Origin of the sequence: Pseudomonas sp. SMN11 (genome assembly GCF_052041945.1) — a bacterium.
Lineage (GTDB): Bacteria > Pseudomonadota > Gammaproteobacteria > Pseudomonadales > Pseudomonadaceae > Aquipseudomonas.
In genome coordinates this window covers 80,642-97,570 of record NZ_JBKGGW010000013.1, presented here as the reverse complement: position 1 = coordinate 97,570, position 16,929 = coordinate 80,642, and the positions used below count along the sequence as shown (strand labels likewise).

Here is a 16,929-nt window from a genome sequence, read left to right as displayed (position 1 = left end):
GAAAACAGCATGTCTGACGCCCCAACCCTGCAGAGCTTCATTGCTGGCCGCTGGATCGGCCAGCGCGGCGCCCAGGCCCTGCGCAGCGCCCTGGACGGCCACGTCCTGGCCTACAGCCACGAAGAACGCCCGGATTTCGCCGAAGCCGTGGACTTTGCCCGCGCGCGCGGCCTGGCCGAGCTGATGGCCATGGACTTCCAGCAACGCGCCCAGCGCCTCAAGGCCCTGGCCCTGTACCTGGCCGAGCGCAAGGAACAGCTCTACGCCCTGTCGCACCACAGCGGCGCCACCCGTGCCGACAGCTGGATCGACATCGAGGGCGGCAACGCCACGTTGTTCAGCTACGCCGGCATCGGCAGCCGCGAACTGCCGTCGGGCAACCTGGTGCACGAAGGGCCGGCGATCCCACTGGGCAAGCAGGGCCACTTCGCCGGTAGCCATATCCTGGTGCCGCGCGCCGGCGTGGCCGTGCATATCAACGCCTTCAACTTTCCGATCTGGGGCATGCTGGAGAAATTCGCGCCGACCTTCCTGGCCGGCATGCCGTGCATCGTCAAGCCGGCCACCTCGACCAGCTACCTGACCGAAGCCGTGGTGCGCCTGATGAACGACTCCGGCCTGCTGCCGGCGGGTAGCCTGCAACTGGTGATCGGCAGCACCGGCGACCTGCTCGACCGCCTGCAGGGCCAGGACGTGGTGACCTTCACCGGCTCCGCCGACACTGCCGCGAAGCTGCGCGTCACGCCCAACCTCGTCCGCAACTCGGTGCCGTTCACCGCCGAGGCCGATTCGCTCAACTGCGCCATCCTCGGCCCGGATGTCAGCCCTGGCAGCGAAGAGTTCGAGCTGTACATCAAGGAAGTGGTGCGGGAAATGACCACCAAGGCCGGTCAGAAATGCACCGCCATTCGCCGCGCTATCGTCCCGGCCAGGCACATCGATGCGGTGGCTAGCCGCCTGCGCGAGCGCCTGAGCAAGGTCGTGGTCGGTGATCCATCGGTGGAAGGCGTGCGCATGGGGGCTTTAGCCTCCCATGACCAGCAACGCGACGTCGGCGAGCGCGTGCGCAGCCTGCTGCAGAGCTGTGACCAGCTGTTCGGTGCCTGCGATGGCTTTGCCCCGCGTGGTGAAGGCGTTGCCGAAGGTGCGTTCTTCGCCCCGACCCTGCTCCAGGCCCGCGACCCGCATGCCGAGGGCGGCGCCCACGACATCGAGGCATTCGGCCCGGTCAGCACGCTGATGGCCTACGACGACCTGGATGAAGCGTTGGCCCTGGCTGCACGCGGCAAAGGCAGCCTGGTGGCGACCCTGGTCACCGCCGACCGCGCCGTTGCCGCCAAGACCATCCCGGTTGCCGCCGCCTGGCACGGGCGCCTGCTGGTGCTCGACAGCGAAGCGGCCAAGGAATCCACAGGCCACGGCTCGCCGCTGCCGCAGCTCAAGCACGGCGGCCCCGGTCGTGCCGGAGGTGGCGAGGAGCTGGGCGGCCTGCGGGCAGTCAAGCACTACCTGCAGCGCGCCGCAGTGCAGGGTTCGCCCAGCATGCTGACCGCCGTTACCGGCGAGTATGTGCGCGGCGCCGAAGTGATAGAGACCGAGGTGCACCCGTTCCGCCGTTACTTTGACGACCTGCGTATCGGTGAATCGCTGCTGACCCACCGTCGCACCGTGACCGAGGCTGACCTGGTCAACTTCGGTTGCCTGTCGGGCGACCATTTCTACATGCACTTCGACGAGATCGCGGCCAAGGAATCGCAGTTCGGCAAGCGCATCGCCCATGGCTACTTCGTGCTGTCCGCTGCGGCCGGGCTGTTCGTCTCGCCAGGCGCCGGGCCGGTGCTGGCCAACTACGGGCTGGACACCCTGCGCTTCATCAACCCGGTCGGGATTGGCGACACGATCCAGGCGCGGCTGACTTGCAAGCGCAAGATCGACCAGGGCAAGACCAGCCCGCTGGGGCAGCCGCAAGGGGTAGTGGCCTGGGATGTGGAAGTCACCAATCAACAGGGTGAGCTGGTGGCCAGCTATGACATTCTGACCCTGGTACTGAAGAAGTAACAAATGGGTTGGCTGTGCCGGCCTGTTCGCGGCTAAAGCCGCTCCCACAGGGTATGCGCGGCCCCTGTGGGAGCGGCTTTAGCCGCGAACAGGCCGGCACAGGCACCACATAAAGGCACATAGCCACCTCGTACATCCGCCCTAATGCCCTGCCCGCTCCTCGGCGCTATAGTCCGGCCATCCGCCACACCCCACGCCAAGGAAGCCTCCACCATGAAATCCGCCAAGCTCTTGCTGAGCGCTGCCGTCCTGTTCACCGTCGCCGGCTGCCAGACCATCAAACCTTCCGACCAGACCCTCAAGGAACGCGCCGAGTTCGCGCTCAACACCCCGGTTACCAAGGTCGCCAACGTGCGCAACGACAGCACCCTCACCTACTACACCGTCACCACCGCCAAGGGCGAGTACAACTGCCAGATGCCCAGCGGTGCCATCGTTGCGGTCGGCAGCATGGGCCTGTATGAGCCCACCCCGTCCTGCCTGAAGGAAGGCCAGGCAATCATCCTGCAGTGATGCTGCCGCTGCCCCCGGCGCCGCGCTCCAGCTCCGGCGCCGCCGGCACCTCGCGCAAGGCGCGCAGAGCCGCGCGCAATTCTGCCGGGCGCACCGGCTTGGACAGGATTGCGATATTGCGCCCCTGCACGATCGCCTGGATCTTCTCCAGGTCATGCCCGGTCATGATCAAGGCCGGTACTTCCCAGCCCCGCTGCGCCCGCAAGCTGTCGATGCAATCGACCCCGGTGGCCTCCTGGCCCAGGTCGTAGTCGGCGACGATCACGTCACACTGGCTGACCAGTCCCATGGGTGAACCATGCGCTTCAACATCGCAGCCCCAACGCTGCAGCAGCGCCGAGGTCGCACGCAACACGTTGTGATCATCCTCCACCAGACACACCTTCAGGCCGCCGAGCATGGCATCCTGCAACACGTGCTGTTCGCTACTTTGTGGCAAAGGCTGTGCGGCCATCCGCGGCAAGCCCTGCAGGCTGACGGCCGTACCATGGCCGACACGAGAACGCAGCTGCACCTGCAAACCCATCAAATGCCCCAGGCGCTTGACGATCGACAGGCCCAGGCCAACCCCTTCGACGTCCTTGTCACGCACCTGGCGCACCCGGTAAAACTCTTCGAAGACCAAGCCCTGATGCACCTCCTCGATTCCGCGCCCCTGGTCATAGACCACGATGGCCAGCGCCTGGCCCTGACGCCGTACGCCGATCAGCAGCGGCCGCTGGGCGGCGTACTTGAAGCTGTTGGACAGCACGTTCTGCACCATGGTGGCGAGCATGCCGCGGTCGGCGTGGGTCCAGTACGCGCAAGGGCGCAAGCGCATCTCGACGCCCGCCCAGCGCGCCGCCTCGGCGTTCTGGCGCAGCAGTTCGGTGAGAAACTCATGCAACGCAAATGCCTCGTATTTCGGTTGCAGCCGGCCATTGTCCAGCGTGTACAGGTCGAGTATCGAGCGGAACAGCTGCGACACGTTGAGCAGCGAGCGGTCAATACTGTCCACCAGGCGCCGTTCCTGCTCGGCCAGCGGCGCTTCGCGCAGGCAGGCGGTGAACAGGCCGATGGAGTGGATCGGTTGGCGCAGGTCGTGGCTGGCCTGGGCCAGGAAGCGCGATTTCTCCCGGGTGGCGGCCATCGCCAGCTCCGAGGCCTTGCGCGTGCGCTCCAGCAGCATATGGGCGTAGAGCGGGATGACCGTACTGGTGGTAAGCAGCATCAGCACCATGAACGGGTTGGCCTGCCAGTAAGGGTTGAGCTGGTACACCGCCACGAGGGCGGTCAGCGCCAGCACTGTGGCGATGGCCAGGTAACGGGTGCCGAAGCGCATGCCGTTGCCCAGGTTGACCCAGACCATCACCGCATACAGCGGCAGCGCCGCTTCGCCGCCAAGCACCAGGCCGAAGCAGGTGCCGGTGTAGTCGTGCACGATGCCCAGCACCCGCCGCCACGGGTAATGTCCCGGCCAGCGGGCGATGGCCTGGCGCAGGCCGATCGACAGCGCGATGAAGCTGATGATGTAGTAGATCACCGGCAGGTAGCTGTCGATCGATTCACCCGGCAGGAAACCCAATACGGTGATGTAGACCAGCGCGCAACTGGCGACGATTACGCGCAGGTTGGCCTGGTCAAGTTCGTTGTTCTTGTTGTAGTCCATGGTCGACGTCCTTGTGCACGGGGTCGCATAAACGCCCGCTCGGCGCAGCGCTTGCCGTTGTCGGGTGCTAACTTAGCATGGTCGGAAGAACCGCCGTTCACAGGGAGTGCCAGGACGTGACGTGCCGCATCATCGTGGCGGACGACCATCCATTGTTCAGAGAAGCGATGGTTCGCACCGTGCAGAGGGTATTACCACAGGCTCAGCTCGAAGAGGCTGGCGACCTGCAGCAGGTGTTGGCGCTCGCCCGCCAGGGCGAAGCACCGGACACGCTGATTCTCGACCTGCGCTTCCCGGGGCTCGACTGCATCGAGCGGCTGGCCGAACTGCGCCAGCTGTTGCGCCGTACCACCCTGATCATCGTTTCGATGGTCGATGACCCGGCGCTGATCGAACATGTCATGGCCAGTGGAGTCGATGGTTTCATCGGCAAGAGCGTCGCCCCTGACGAGCTCGGCGCGGCGATCCTGGCCATCCGTGATGGGGAAGTGCTGGTCAGGTACAGCCCTTCCGGGTTGTTGCCGAGCCTGGGCAGCGCCAGTGAGCTGGAACAGCTTACCCACCGCCAGCACGAGGTACTGCGCCTGATTGCCCAGGGCAAGACCAACAAGGAAATCGCCCGCGCCCTGGACATCTCGCCGTTTACCGTGCGCATTCACGTGTCCTCGTTGCTCAAGGCGCTCAATGTCACCACGCGCACCGCTGCGGCGGTCAAGTATAGCGGTACCTGATACCGTTGGTCGGGGTCGCCTGCGTGTGGACTGATCAGGCTCGTGTGGCAGCCACTCTCAATCAATGAGGGGTGGTCAATGGCTTTGCCTCTCACTCCTGTGCCAGGCCCACCCCGGCGGGCCCTTTTCCATGAACGAGGGCAGTAAAATGAACATGCGGCTGCACATGGGCGGAGGCAGCGCCCAGGACGACTGGCCAGAGCTGGACCCTGACCAACGTGATGACCGGGCGGATGACCCGGATGCCGACCCGAACCTGACCGATGACGATCAGGACCGCCCAAGGGTGCCTGCCAGCGACCCCGAGTCCGGTGCATGAGGCACTAGCTGGTCACACTGGAGTCGCTGACCGCCTGGCTGGGCTTGCCACCTGATTCGCGCCAACTCACTGCGGTTATACCGTAGCGCTCAGCCATCGGCCGGCTCACCTTCCGGATCTTCTCGCGCCCGAATTTGGGGATGATGCCGATCCCTGCATCACAACTTGCCCAGTGCCAAGCCTCGGCGTTATCGATTTTCTCGAGCCGGATGATGAAGCTGCGCGGCTCGCCGTGCAGTAGGTAATCGATAATGTAAAGCTGCGGACTCGGCATCACGCCGCCCTCCTTTTCTCCATGGATGACTTCTTCATTGAGTGATGCCGCCCGGGAAAGATTCAAAAAGATTGTCGAACCCTTCAAGGAAATGAATCAGGCGCAGCGCCCGGGACCAGAATGACCTTGCGACAGCGTTCCTGCTGCTCGTCGAACAGCTCGTAGCCGCGCACGGCATCCTCCAGCGCAAGACGGTGGGTGACGATGGCTTCCGGGCTCAGCCGGCCGGCTTCGATATGCTCCAGCAACTCCGGCAGGTAACGCTGTACATGGGTTTGCCCCATACGGAAAGTCAGGCCCTTGTCGACGGCATCACCGAACAGGAAGCCATGCACGAAGCCTGCATATACGCCGTACCGCTGCGATGCAATGGCGCCCCGACATTGCCCTTGGGCACCCGCACATGATCGGCCTGCCCCCGGCAATGCCGCCATACAAATGGCTGTAGCCGAACAATGCCGCCCCGGGTGGGATCACTTTCCTGTTGAGAATCGCGCCTGGGCCGGTGTTGGTCGTTTCACAGGCGGCGAACAGTTGATGCTGGCAGAAGAAGCAATCACCGCAGGCGATCACGAATGGCACAACCACCCGGTCACCCGGGCGTACCGCCGAGACCGCGCTGCCCACTTCCTCGACGATGCCCATGAACTCGTGGCCAAGGATGTCACCGGCATCGACCATGGGGATCTTGCCCCGGTACAGGTGCAGGTCCGAGACGCAGATGGCGGTGGCGGTCACTCGCAGGAGGATATCGTCATCGTCCCGCAGGTCCGGGTCTGGCACGGTGTCGACGCGAACGTCGCCCGCGCCGTGCTAGGTCAACACGCATGCTTCGGTCTCCATGACGACCAGGTAGGCAGCCCGCCAGCCGCGCCAGCGGGCCTCAGCGAACGCTACTATTGCTGATGCGGGCGACCCCCGCCGTGGCTGTTCTGCCCGCCCTTGCGGCCGGCCTCCGATGCCCGTTGCCGATCGTTGGCAAAGTTGCCGCCAGATGCCTGGCCGCCTTTGTGGCCAGCACGTGAGGCACGTTCGCGATCATTGGCGAAATTGCCTGGGTTGGTTTCCTTGGTGCCGCCACGTTGTCCGGTCCGTTGTTGATCACCAGCCATGTCGTGTCTCCTTGCAATACGGATAGGTTTGGCGCATGAAACGGTGCCATGCCTTAGTTCCGAACCGGCGATGGGCGGGTCTGCTCAATCCGATTGCGTGGGGCTGACCGGTGGCACGAAAGGTCCTGGCTACAAATGCTTGTGCGGCAGGTATTGGCAAGGCAATTTTTCTGCTGGGCGACGGTCACAACTTCAAGCGGCCCCCACCCTTGCAATGCCTCGCAGCAGAGCCGACGAGCGGCCTATAATGCTCGTTCAGCTGCCCGGCGATGCGTCGAAGGGCCAACATCCAGGTCTGCACAAGGCAACTCCATGACGTCGTCCCCTGAGCAACCCGCATCGCCGCAAAACCCAGCGCTGAGCCCGAGCCATCTGGATTTCCCGGTGGTCGGCATCGGCGCCTCGGCTGGCGGGCTGGAAGCCATTCGCACCTTCTTCCAGCAGATGCCTGGTGATTGCGGCATGGCCTTCGTGGTGGTGCTGCACCTGTCGCCCGATCACCAGAGCGTGGCCGACCGGATCATCCAGGAGGCCACGTCGATGCCGGTGCGCCAGGTCACCGAGCCCGTGCCGATCGAACGCAACCACGTCTACGTGATATCCCCGGCCAACCGCCTCTCCACCAACGACGGCTACCTGCGGGTCACCCCGGCCAATCGCCGGCGCGGCGACCACGTGGCCATCGACCTGTTCTTCCGCGACCTCGCCAACGTGCACAAGGACCACGCCTTCTGCGTGGTGTTGTCGGGTACCGGTGCCGATGGCGCGGTGGGCCTGTCGCGGATCAAGGAGCAAGGTGGCGTAACCCTGGTGCAGACCCCGGACGATGCGCAGTACGACAGCATGCCGCGCGCCGCCATCGAAACCGGCATGGTCGACCTGGTGCTGCCGGCTGCAGAAATGCCGCAAAAACTCATGGAGCTGTGGCGTACCGCACGCCAGGTGAAGCTGCCGGAAATCGATGACGATACCCTACCGCCGCCGCTGGGCGCCCGGGCCGGCGATGCCCAGGCCGCAGAGCCCTTGCTCGAAGAGATCTTGCTGCAACTGCGCAGCGCCACCGGCCACGACTTCCAGCATTACAAGCGCGCCACCGTGCTGCGGCGGATCGAGCGCCGCCTGCACGTGACCGGGCAGACCGACCTGGGCGGTTACCTGCGGTACCTGGAGCAGCACGCCAGCGAAGCCACGGCCTTGCTGGGCGACATGCTGATCGGCGTCACCAACTTCTTCCGCGACCGTGAGGCGTTCGAATCGCTCGAGCGTCATGTACTGCCGCAACTGGTCAGCGAAGGCGAGGACAATCGCGAGGTCCGCGTCTGGTCGGCCGGCTGCTCCACGGGCGAAGAGGCCTACAGCCTGGCCATGCTGGTCAGCGAGCAACTGGCGCTGGAACAACGTGCGAGCAAGGTACAGGTGTTCGCCACCGACCTGGACGAGCGCGCCATCGGCGTTGCCCGCACCGGTTCCTATCCGGAAGCAATCGTCACCGACGTACCGCCCACCCGCCTGCGCCAGTTCTTCATCAAGGAAGATCAGCATTACCGGGTGCGCAAGGAAGTCCGGGAAAAGGTCCTGTTCGCCCGTCACAACCTGCTGTCCGACCCACCGTTCTCGCAGATCGACCTGATTGTCTGCCGCAACCTGCTGATCTACCTGGACCGCGAGGTGCAGGAAGATATCCTGCGGATGTTCCATTTCGCCCTGCGCAGCGGCGGTTATCTGTTCCTTGGCACCTCGGAATCTGCCGATGTGGCCAATGAGCTGTTCACCCCCGTGGACAAGCGCAACCGGATTTTCCGCGCCCGCGACGTCAGCCCGGCTGGCCGCAGTTCAGGCCGGCAACTGCCCGCCGCTGGCATGGCCAACCTCGCCCAGAGCGCCCAGGCCAAGGCCAAGCCGGGTCGCAAGCCGTCCTATGCCGAAGTGCACCACCGCGCCCTGGCCCGGCGTACGCCGCCTAGCCTGATCGTCGACAGCGAAGGCAACATCCTGCACATGAGCGAGGGGGTCGGGCGTTACCTGCAACTGGCCGGCGGCGAGCCGAGCCGCAATCTGCTCAACCTTGTGCTGCCAGGCTTGCGCCTGACCCTGCGCAGCACGCTGTTCCAGGCCCGTCAGGGCACTGAGGCCGTGACCTCACGCCCGGTCGACCTCGGGGAAGGTGAGCACAGGCCGCAAGTGGAAATCACCGTGCAACCCTACAAGGACGAGCCCAGTGACAACGAATGCCTGCTGGTGGTGTTCGAAGAACGCGCGCCCGACCCATCGTTGCCACTGCCCGGCGTGATCCGCCAGACCGACAGCATGGTGCTGCACAATCTGGAACGTGAGCTGCAACGAACACGCCTGCAACTGCAGGAAACCATCGAGCAATCGGAGATTTCCAGCGAAGAACTGACCGCCTCCAACGAAGAAATGCAGGCGATCAACGAAGAACTGCGTTCGGCCAGCGAAGAGCTGGAAACCAGCAAGGAAGAGCTGCAGTCGATCAACGAGGAGCTGCTCACCGTCAACTACGAGCTCAAGAACAAGGTCGAAGAAACCGATAAGGTCAACGATTACCTGAGCAACCTCATCGCCTCGACCGACATTGCCACGGTGTTCGTCGACCGCAACCTGCACATTCGCTGGTTCACCCCGCGCGCCACCGATCTGTTCAACATGCTGCCAATGGACACCGGCCGCTCGCTGCTGGACATCACCCACCGCCTCGACTATCCGGCCCTGGCCGATGACGCCCGCGCCGTGGCCAAGGGCGAGACCATCATCGAACGCGAAATCGGCGGTCACGGCGATCACTGGTACCTGGCACGCCTGCTGCCCTACCGCTCCAGCGAGCAGAAGATCGACGGCACGGTGCTGACGTTCATCGACATCAGCAAGAACCACGCCGCCGAAGAGCGGGTGCGCCTGGGTGAGGAGCGGCTGAGCAAACAGCTGGCCGAATCGCGGAGTTCCAGCCACATGAAGGACGAGTTCTTCGCGGTGATGTCCCATGAGCTGAAGCACCCGCTCAACCTGATTCAGCTTAACGCCGAGATCCTCCGCCGGCTGCCCACGATCAAGGGCATCGGCGCTGCCAGCAAGGCCGTGACGACCATTTGCGAAGCGGTGTCCAGCCAGGCGCGGATCATCGATGACCTGCTGGATGTGGCACGCATCCGCACCGGCAAGCTCAAGCTCAAGACCGAGCCGGTCGACCTCGGCAGCATTGTCCAGGGCATCCACGCCGTGGTACTGAGCGAGCAGCACCCTTGCCCGGTGCGCCTGGAGCTGCCTGCCGATGACCTGCCGTTGATGATCGAAGGCGACGTCACACGCCTGGAGCAGATAATCTGGAACCTGCTGAACAATGCGCTGAAGTTCAGCCCGTCTGGCAGCGAGATTCGCCTGGTGCTGGGCCACGACGAGGTGCAGGCGCGGCTGCAGGTGATCGACCAGGGCGTGGGGCTGAACCCCGACAGCCTTGAACATATCTTTGATCTGTTCAGCCAGGCGGGGCCGCAGTTGACCAACCATGGCCGGGAGGGTCTGGGCATCGGCCTGTCACTGGTACGCCAGCTCACCGAAGCCCATGGTGGCAGTGTCGAGGCCCGCTCGGGAGGGCTGGGCAAGGGCTGCACCTTCACTGTGCGCCTGCCGCTGTGCGACCCCGGTTTGCAACCGCGTGCCGATAGCCACGAATCGTTCAGCGAAGGGCGGCTGCAAGGCACCACCATCTTGCTGGTCGACGATTCACCCGAAGTCCTCGAGGTCATGCAGGAACTGCTGGAGATGGAGAGCGCCGAAGTCATGGCCTACAGCGACCCGCTGAAGGCCCTGGAGGCGGCTGCCGAGGGCCTTTATGACGTGATCATTTCGGACATCGGCATGCCGGGCATGGACGGTCACGCGCTGATCAGGGCCTTGCGCGGCCATGCCCATCTGCGCAACACCCCGGCGATCGCCCTCACCGGTTACGGTGCCAGCGCCGACCAGTACAAGTCGCGCCAGTACGGCTTCGATCGTCACCTGAACAAGCCGGTGGGCTATGACGAATTGGTCGAGGCAATCGAGTCACTGAGCGGTTCGGTGCCCTACTGAATTGCCGGGGCCGCAAAGCGGCCCGGTAATTCAGGCATGCACGCTCCACTGGGTGCTGTCGGCCTCGATCGGCAGCTCATCGATGGCATGGATCATTCCGCTCTCCAGCGCCTCGCTGGGGCCAAGGATGCGCGGATAGGCCATCAGGTAACGCGGCACATCCAGCACTTCGCGGCTGCCTTCAGTACGTTCGGCGACGATCTGCGCATACAGGCGCAAGTCATAGTCCAGGCTCATGGCGTATTCCGCCATGCGCGCATGGTCCACCGAGCCGTGCAGCGTCCAGTGGAACGGGTGGAACAGGAACTTGCTGTAGCTGCATGCCGTTCGGTGCTCGCCCGCCAGAAACAAAATATTGCCCATGGACTCGACGGTGCCGAGGTTATGGGTGTGCACGCTGATCGGCAGCGCCCGCAGGAAGTTGTACAAGGTAAAGCCATAGCTGCACTCGCCGCCCATGGTGGCGATGTTCACCTGCAGCACGTCGGCGCCTTGCTGCATGGCGCGCGAGCACGTGTTGATCAGGTTGCCGCAGGTGGATGAATTGATCGGCCCGGTGAAGTGGATGATATGTCTGGCCATGCTTGCCTCCAGTCTCTGGCAGGTCATTCCTTCGGTGTCTGCCCATCGTCGCCGCGCTCGGCCATCTGCTGGTAGTGCTTGCGCAAGGCATGCAGCTCGGCCGGGTCCATGTCCTCCAGATCGAGCAGTGCCTTGTGCGCCTTGTAGGTGGTGCGCAGCAATTCGTCGATCTTGATATGCAGCTCATCGTTGTCGCGGTTCTGGGTATTCTGGATCAGGAATACCATCAGGAAGGTGATGATGGTGGTCGAGGTGTTGATCACCAGTTGCCAGGTGTCGTTGAAATCGAACAGCGGCCCGGTAATGCCCCAAACCACAATCAACAGGAATGCGAGGCCAAACGTCAGCGGCCGACCGGCCCAGTTCGCCAGCCACTGACAGAAACGATCGAATTTCATCCCGACGATCTCCTGCGCTGCATATCCGCTATGCGGTGGAATCGCTGGCGCCGACAAAGTTCAACTCCGGCCTGCAACATGGCCTTCGATCAACTGCGCTGAACCCTCGACACCCCGCCCCGGTCGCACCTTCAGAGTGACGTTCAACGGAGCAGGTTATGAGGACAGCAGCGTGAGCGATATCCGCATCGGCATTTCCGGATGGCGCTATGGCCCCTGGCGCAAGGACTTCTACCCCAAGGGCCTGCGCCAGGACAGCGAGCTGGCGTTTGCCTCGCGGGCGGTGAACAGCATCGAGATCAACGGCTCGTTCTATAGCCTGCAGACGCCCGAACGCTATGTGAAATGGCGCGACGAAACGCCGGACGACTTCATTTTCGCGGTCAAGGGCCCGCGCTACATCACCCATGTGCGCCGGCTGAAGGAAATCGAAGAGCCAATCGCCAACTTCTTCGCCTCCGGGCCATTGCTGCTCGGCGACAAGCTGGGACCGTTCCTGTGGCAATTTCCGCCGAACATGAAGTTCGACGAAGCGCGATTCAGCCACTTTTTCCAGTTGCTACCCAAAGACCGCAAGGCTGCGCGTGCCTGTGCACAAGGTTGCGCGCAAAAGTTCAAGGATAAAGGCGGCACCGCCATCAAAGGCAACGCGCGGCTGCGCCACGCCGTAGAGATCCGCAACGAGAGTTTTCTCTGCGAATCCTTCGTCAAACTGCTGCGCAAGTACCGTGTGGCCCTGGTCGTGGCAGACAGCGCGGGCAAGTGGCCCTATGTCGAGGATGTGACCGCCGATTTTGTCTACATGCGCCTGCACGGTGACGTCGAGCTCTACAGCAGCGGCTACACGGCGCGTGCCTTGCGCCGCTGGAAGCAGCGCATTCAGGCCTGGGCCGAAGGGGGCCAGGCCGATGACGCGCAGCTGATCGTGACCGGGGCGCCGCCGCGACGGGCGTCACGGGATATCTACTGCTACTTCGACAACGATCAGAAGGTGCATGCCCCCTATGATGCGCGGCGCCTGCTGGAAAAGCTCAAGCTGGATTACCACCTGCTCACCGAACCGGGCGTGATACCGCAGGTGCAGCTATGAACAAGACCTTGCTCGCCCCCCGCTGCATCATCGACAAAGTGACGGCGGTGCACCGCCTGAATGTGCTGACGATCAACGTGCACAAGGGCTTCACCCTGTTCAACCGGCGCTTCATCCTGCCCGAGCTGCGCGACGCGGTGCGCGCCACCAATGCCGACCTGGTGTTTCTCCAGGAAGTGCACGGCAGCCACCAGCAGCATGCCGTGCGCCACCCCGCCTGGCCTGAAGCACCGCAGTACGAATTCCTTGCCGACAGCATGTGGCCGCAGTTCGCCTATGGCCGCAACGCGGTGTATCCCGACGGTGACCACGGCAACGCCCTGCTGTCGAAATTCCCGATCGTGCAGTACGAGAATCTCGACGTGTCGATCCAGGGCAACGAACAGCGCGGCCTGCTGCATTGCCGCCTGGAGGTGCCTGGCCATGCGCAGGTGCATGCCATCTGCGTGCACCTGGGGCTGCGCGAGGCGCACCGGCAAAGCCAGGTACAGCTGCTGCTGAAGCTGCTCGACAGCCTGCCGGCGCAGGCCCCGGTGATCATCGCGGGCGACTTCAATGACTGGCGTCTCAAGGCCGATGCGGTGCTCTCCCAACGCCTGGTCGAAGCCTTTGGCGAGCATTTTGGCAGCCCGGCGCGCAGCTTTCCGGCACGCCTGCCGCTGCTGCGCCTGGATCGCATCTACCTGCGCAATGCCATGCCGACCAAGGCCCAGGTGCTTTCCATGTACCCCTGGTCGCATCTGTCTGACCATGCGCCACTGGCTGCGGAGATCAATCTGTGAACAGACCTTGGGTAGAGGGCAATAACGTCCAGCTGCTGATCAACGGCGAGGCCTATTATCCGCGGGTATTCGAGGCAATGGCTCAGGCACGGGAAGAGATTCTGCTCGAAACCTTCATCATCTACGACGACAAGGTCGGCCAACAATTGCAGCAGGTGCTGATCGATGCGGCCAGTCGCGGGGTGCGGGTGGAAGTCGCGGTGGATGGTTATGGCACCGCCGACCTCCCCGACAGCTTCGTTGCAGCGTTGACCGATGCCGGCGTCAGCTTTCATGCCTTCGACCCGCAACCCCGGCTGGCCGGCATGCGCACCAACCTGTTCCGGCGCCTGCACCGCAAGATCGTGGTGATCGATGGCGAGCAGGCTTTCATCGGCGGGATCAACTACAGTGCCGACCACCTGGGCGATTTCGGTCCGATGGCCAAGCAGGATTATGCCGTGGAGGTGACCGGGCCGGTGGTGGCGCAGGTGCATGCCGCCAGCCGCAGGCTGATGGCCCCGGTGCTGGAGCCGCCCAGCGAGGTACGCCCGGTGACACAGCCGACCGGCCGCAGCACGGCGGTGCTGGTCGAGCGCGACAACCGGCTGCGCAGCACCGACATCGAGGCCCACTACCTGCAGGCCCTGCGTGGGGCGCGGCGGCGAGTGGTGGTGGCCAATGCCTATTTCTTCCCCGGTTACCGCCTGCTGCGCGAGTTGCGCAATGCGGCGCGGCGCGGCGTCGAGGTCACGCTGATTCTCCAGGGCCAGCCAGACATGCGCTGGGTACGGGCCCTGTCACGTCTGCTCTACAACTACTTGCTGCGCGACGGCGTACGCATCCACGAGTATTGCCAGCGGCCATTGCACGGCAAGGTGGCGCTGGTTGACGACCAGTGGGCCACGGTCGGTTCCAGCAACCTCGACCCGCTGAGCCTGTCGTTCAACCTGGAAGCCAACCTGTTCATCCGTGACCCGGCCTTCAATCAGCAACTGTTCGAACACCTGCAGCAACTGGCAGACGAACAGTGCAAACCTGTGACCCTGGAGCGGATGGTTCGCGGCTACTGGTGGCGAGCACCGCTGATTTTCGTGTGCTTCCACGTCATCCGGCATTTTCCACGAATCGCCGGTTGGTTCCCCGCGCACCGCCAGCGCCTGCGTTCGGTGCAACCGGAGGTCGAGGCCCAGGGCGACCTGCATGAGGGCAATACCTGATGGCACAGAAAACCTGGCAAATCTGGGGCAAGCGATTGTTCACTGTGGCGTTCCTTATCCTGATCCCGGTGTTGCTCTATGTGCTGGCCCGCAACCTGGACTGGAACGAGGTACGCCAGTCGCTGCTGGCCTACAAGCCGGGCACGCTGGCCATCGGCTTGTTACTGGCGCTGTGCAGCTACCTGATCTTCGCCAGCTACGATCTGCTGGCAAGGGCTTACACCGGACACAACCTGCCGGCCAGGCAGGTGCTGCCAGTAGCGTTCGTGTGCTACGCCTTCAACCTCAACTTCACCACGTGGGTGGGTGGCGTTGCCTTGCGCTACCGCCTTTACAGTCGCCTGGGCCTGGACACACCGACCATTACCCGCATTCTCACCCTTGGCCTGTTGACAAACTGGATGGGCTACATGTTGCTGGCCGGCAGCGTGTTCGCCCTGGGCCTTGTCGAATTGCCGTCGAACTGGGCGGTAGGCGCGAGTGGCTTGCGATTGATCGGTGTGCTGTTGCTGGCCATCGCGGTGGGCTACCTGCTGGCTTGCGCGTTGGCCAAGAAGCGGACGTGGCGCTGGCGTGAACACGAAGTCACCCTGCCCTCGCTGCGCCTGGCCCAGTGCCAGGTGGCACTGGGCGCGAGCAACTGGGCGATGATGGCCTTGCTGATCTTCTGGCTGTTGCCTGGCGAAGCGTTCTACCCCTCGGTGCTTGGCATCCTGCTGATCAGCTGTGTCGCGGGGGTGGTCGCCCATATACCTGCCGGCCTTGGCGTGCTCGAAACTGTATTCCTCTCCCTGCTCCACGGGCAGATCGGCCAAGGCACGCTGGTGGCGGCACTGCTCGGTTACCGTACGTTGTATTACCTGATTCCGCTGCTGGTCGCCCTACTCACCTACCTGATCCTGGAAAAGCGCGCCAAGGCCATGCGCCAGCGCGACACACCGGCCTGATGGCCCGGGAGGTAACATGCGCATACACCTGATGATGATAGTACTCGCCAGTCTGGCCAGCGGCGAAGTGTTGGCCGAAGCCTGCGATGTGCAGACGCGTTCCTCCAGCGAAGCGGTAAAGCCGGTCGAGCATCATACCTGCTACAGCTTCAGCAACATGCCCGCCGAGTCGATCAACTGGTCGTGCAGCAACGAGAGCAAGGACATGCTCAGCACTGAAAAACACAAGGTGGCGCGTTGTGCCGATGGCAGTGTGGGCAGCTGCATCGCACCGCTGACCCAGGAAACCCTCGCCAATCCCAACGCCGGCGGGCGGGACCAGCCTTCGACGAAGCCGGCCCTGCCCAAGGATGCCAGGGTCATCACTTACTACTACGACACGCCAAGCCTCGGCCAGGCCCGCGCAGACTGCGAGCGCAACGAGGGCATCTGGCAGACCCATTGATCCAGAAAATGCGCATCAGGGCGAGATAGGGTCACTGGCCGGGAAGGTCTCGTCCAGCGCATTGTCCACGTTACTTTCCTTGGGCTGCGCGGTCGCTGCACACTTGCAGTCGGCCATGCGGCACGGTTCGCCATTGCGGTGCCCACTGGCGCAGGCCTCGCAGCAGTAAGCCTTGCCACCCTGCTGCACGGCATTGGCATCGACGGTACAGCTGCAGTGGATACAGGCACAACGTTGCTCGTTCATGGTGTGGTCCCCTCGTCGTCTTCGATCACGTCATCTGTCCACGGCTCGCCGTCCAGTGGCGCAGAGCGCGCCAACTCTGCCTCGTCCAGACCGATGCCGCCGCCAATCTCGTTGGCACCCACGCGGCGCAGGGTCTTGTCCGCCGGCCCGCCGCTGCCTCCCGGCTCATGCGGGTCGCGCGCGCCGGTTTCGTCCAGCAGCGTGTCGGGGCTGAGGTCGTCGTAGGTCACGTTGTCCTCATGCAGGCTGTCGCTCAGGGCTTCGCCGCCGGTCATGCCGCTTTCGGCGACGCGCCGCGGTGGGAACTCCTGGGCCACTTCGGCGGCTGGCCGCTCATCGCCGACACGGCCTTCGCGCTCGTCGTTTCGGTCGCTGAAATCCAGTTCACGGACACTGCCCATGCGGTCCTCGGTGTCATCGATTTCGGTGGGTGTGTAAGGCTTGGGATCATCGGGTCGGTTCATCTGGGTTCTCCATCAGTGCGGTACACACGGTCGAC

The 16,929-nt window shown here is 63.7% G+C and carries 17 protein-coding genes and 1 pseudogene; 10 read left to right on the top strand and 8 right to left on the bottom strand.

Annotated elements, in window-relative coordinates:
* Window positions 1-9 precede the first annotated feature (9 nt).
* Window positions 10-2,058, top strand: coding sequence for a phenylacetic acid degradation bifunctional protein PaaZ (paaZ, locus tag ACLEJU_RS13940; RefSeq protein ID WP_435423784.1), 2,049 nt, complete (start codon window positions 10-12; stop codon window positions 2,056-2,058).
* 213 nt (window positions 2,059-2,271) lie between these two features.
* Window positions 2,272-2,571, top strand: coding sequence for a hypothetical protein (locus ACLEJU_RS13935; protein WP_103447399.1), 300 nt, complete (start codon window positions 2,272-2,274; stop codon window positions 2,569-2,571).
* On the opposite strand, the gene ACLEJU_RS13930 is transcribed toward ACLEJU_RS13935, so the two are convergent.
* Window positions 2,558-4,219, bottom strand: coding sequence for an ATP-binding response regulator (locus ACLEJU_RS13930; RefSeq protein ID WP_435423786.1), 1,662 nt, complete (start codon window positions 4,217-4,219; stop codon window positions 2,558-2,560). The genes ACLEJU_RS13935 and ACLEJU_RS13930 overlap by 14 nt on opposite strands.
* Before the next feature lie 116 nt (window positions 4,220-4,335).
* On the opposite strand from ACLEJU_RS13930, the gene ACLEJU_RS13925 reads away from it, so the two are divergent.
* Together ACLEJU_RS13925 and ACLEJU_RS13920 are read left to right on the top strand one after the other, a co-directional pair.
* The gene (locus ACLEJU_RS13925; protein WP_435423787.1) at window positions 4,336-4,950 is read left to right on the top strand and encodes a LuxR C-terminal-related transcriptional regulator; all 615 of its coding nucleotides are present in this window, start codon (window positions 4,336-4,338) and stop codon (window positions 4,948-4,950) included.
* A gap of 148 nt (window positions 4,951-5,098) precedes the next feature.
* Window positions 5,099-5,269, top strand: coding sequence for a hypothetical protein (locus tag ACLEJU_RS13920; protein ID WP_435423788.1), 171 nt, complete (start codon window positions 5,099-5,101; stop codon window positions 5,267-5,269).
* Between the two features lie 4 nt (window positions 5,270-5,273).
* On the opposite strand, the gene ACLEJU_RS13915 is transcribed toward ACLEJU_RS13920, so the two are convergent.
* The 3 genes and pseudogenes from ACLEJU_RS13915 to ACLEJU_RS13905 form a co-directional block, all read right to left on the bottom strand.
* Complete coding sequence (locus ACLEJU_RS13915) at window positions 5,274-5,543, bottom strand: DUF6555 family protein (RefSeq protein WP_294331442.1); 270 nt, start codon at window positions 5,541-5,543, stop codon at window positions 5,274-5,276.
* Window positions 5,544-5,626: 83 nt separating this feature from the next.
* Window positions 5,627-6,326 (bottom strand): annotated as a pseudogene (locus ACLEJU_RS13910) (alcohol dehydrogenase catalytic domain-containing protein).
* Window positions 6,327-6,439: 113 nt separating this feature from the next.
* Entirely contained in the window at window positions 6,440-6,655 is a 216-nt protein-coding gene (locus ACLEJU_RS13905) for a general stress protein (RefSeq protein ID WP_103447403.1), read from the bottom strand.
* Window positions 6,656-6,967: 312 nt separating this feature from the next.
* Between ACLEJU_RS13905 and ACLEJU_RS13900 the strand changes: the two genes are divergently transcribed.
* A complete protein-coding gene (locus tag ACLEJU_RS13900) occupies window positions 6,968-10,741 on the top strand; it encodes a CheR family methyltransferase (protein ID WP_435423789.1) in 3,774 nt (1,257 codons plus the stop codon).
* A gap of 30 nt (window positions 10,742-10,771) precedes the next feature.
* On the opposite strand, the gene ACLEJU_RS13895 is transcribed toward ACLEJU_RS13900, so the two are convergent.
* Both ACLEJU_RS13895 and ACLEJU_RS13890 read right to left on the bottom strand, forming a co-directional pair.
* A complete protein-coding gene (locus ACLEJU_RS13895; RefSeq protein ID WP_435423790.1) occupies window positions 10,772-11,323 on the bottom strand; it encodes an ATP-dependent Clp protease proteolytic subunit in 552 nt (183 codons plus the stop codon).
* A gap of 23 nt (window positions 11,324-11,346) precedes the next feature.
* Window positions 11,347-11,721 (bottom strand): low affinity iron permease family protein, encoded by a 375-nt coding sequence (locus ACLEJU_RS13890; protein ID WP_435423791.1) that lies wholly within the window; start codon window positions 11,719-11,721, stop codon window positions 11,347-11,349.
* 172 nt (window positions 11,722-11,893) lie between these two features.
* On the opposite strand from ACLEJU_RS13890, the gene ACLEJU_RS13885 reads away from it, so the two are divergent.
* From ACLEJU_RS13885 to ACLEJU_RS13865, 5 genes are read left to right on the top strand one after another with little or no spacing between them, the layout of a single operon-like run.
* Window positions 11,894-12,811, top strand: a complete 918-nt coding sequence (locus ACLEJU_RS13885; RefSeq protein WP_435423792.1) for a DUF72 domain-containing protein — start codon at window positions 11,894-11,896, stop codon at window positions 12,809-12,811.
* The gene (locus ACLEJU_RS13880; RefSeq protein WP_435423793.1) at window positions 12,808-13,593 is read left to right on the top strand and encodes an endonuclease/exonuclease/phosphatase family protein; all 786 of its coding nucleotides are present in this window, start codon (window positions 12,808-12,810) and stop codon (window positions 13,591-13,593) included. The genes ACLEJU_RS13885 and ACLEJU_RS13880 overlap by 4 nt, the downstream gene beginning before the upstream one ends.
* The gene (gene clsB, locus ACLEJU_RS13875; RefSeq protein WP_435423794.1) at window positions 13,590-14,792 is read left to right on the top strand and encodes a cardiolipin synthase ClsB; all 1,203 of its coding nucleotides are present in this window, start codon (window positions 13,590-13,592) and stop codon (window positions 14,790-14,792) included. The genes ACLEJU_RS13880 and clsB overlap by 4 nt, the downstream gene beginning before the upstream one ends.
* Entirely contained in the window at window positions 14,792-15,739 is a 948-nt protein-coding gene (locus ACLEJU_RS13870; protein WP_435423795.1) for a lysylphosphatidylglycerol synthase domain-containing protein, read from the top strand. Before clsB ends, ACLEJU_RS13870 begins: the two co-directional genes overlap by 1 nt.
* Before the next feature lie 16 nt (window positions 15,740-15,755).
* Window positions 15,756-16,184 carry a hypothetical protein gene (locus ACLEJU_RS13865; protein ID WP_435423796.1) on the top strand — a complete coding sequence of 143 codons (429 nt, stop codon included), beginning with the start codon at window positions 15,756-15,758 and terminating at the stop codon, window positions 16,182-16,184.
* 15 nt (window positions 16,185-16,199) lie between these two features.
* Here the strand turns inward: ACLEJU_RS13865 and ACLEJU_RS13860 are convergent, their stop codons facing one another.
* Together ACLEJU_RS13860 and ACLEJU_RS13855 are read right to left on the bottom strand one after the other, a co-directional pair.
* Window positions 16,200-16,430 carry a metallothionein gene (locus ACLEJU_RS13860; protein ID WP_435423797.1) on the bottom strand — a complete coding sequence of 77 codons (231 nt, stop codon included), beginning with the start codon at window positions 16,428-16,430 and terminating at the stop codon, window positions 16,200-16,202.
* Window positions 16,427-16,894, bottom strand: a complete 468-nt coding sequence (locus ACLEJU_RS13855; protein WP_435423798.1) for a phosphotransferase system, HPr-related protein — start codon at window positions 16,892-16,894, stop codon at window positions 16,427-16,429. The genes ACLEJU_RS13860 and ACLEJU_RS13855 overlap by 4 nt, the downstream gene beginning before the upstream one ends.
* Window positions 16,895-16,929: the final 35 nt, after the last annotated feature.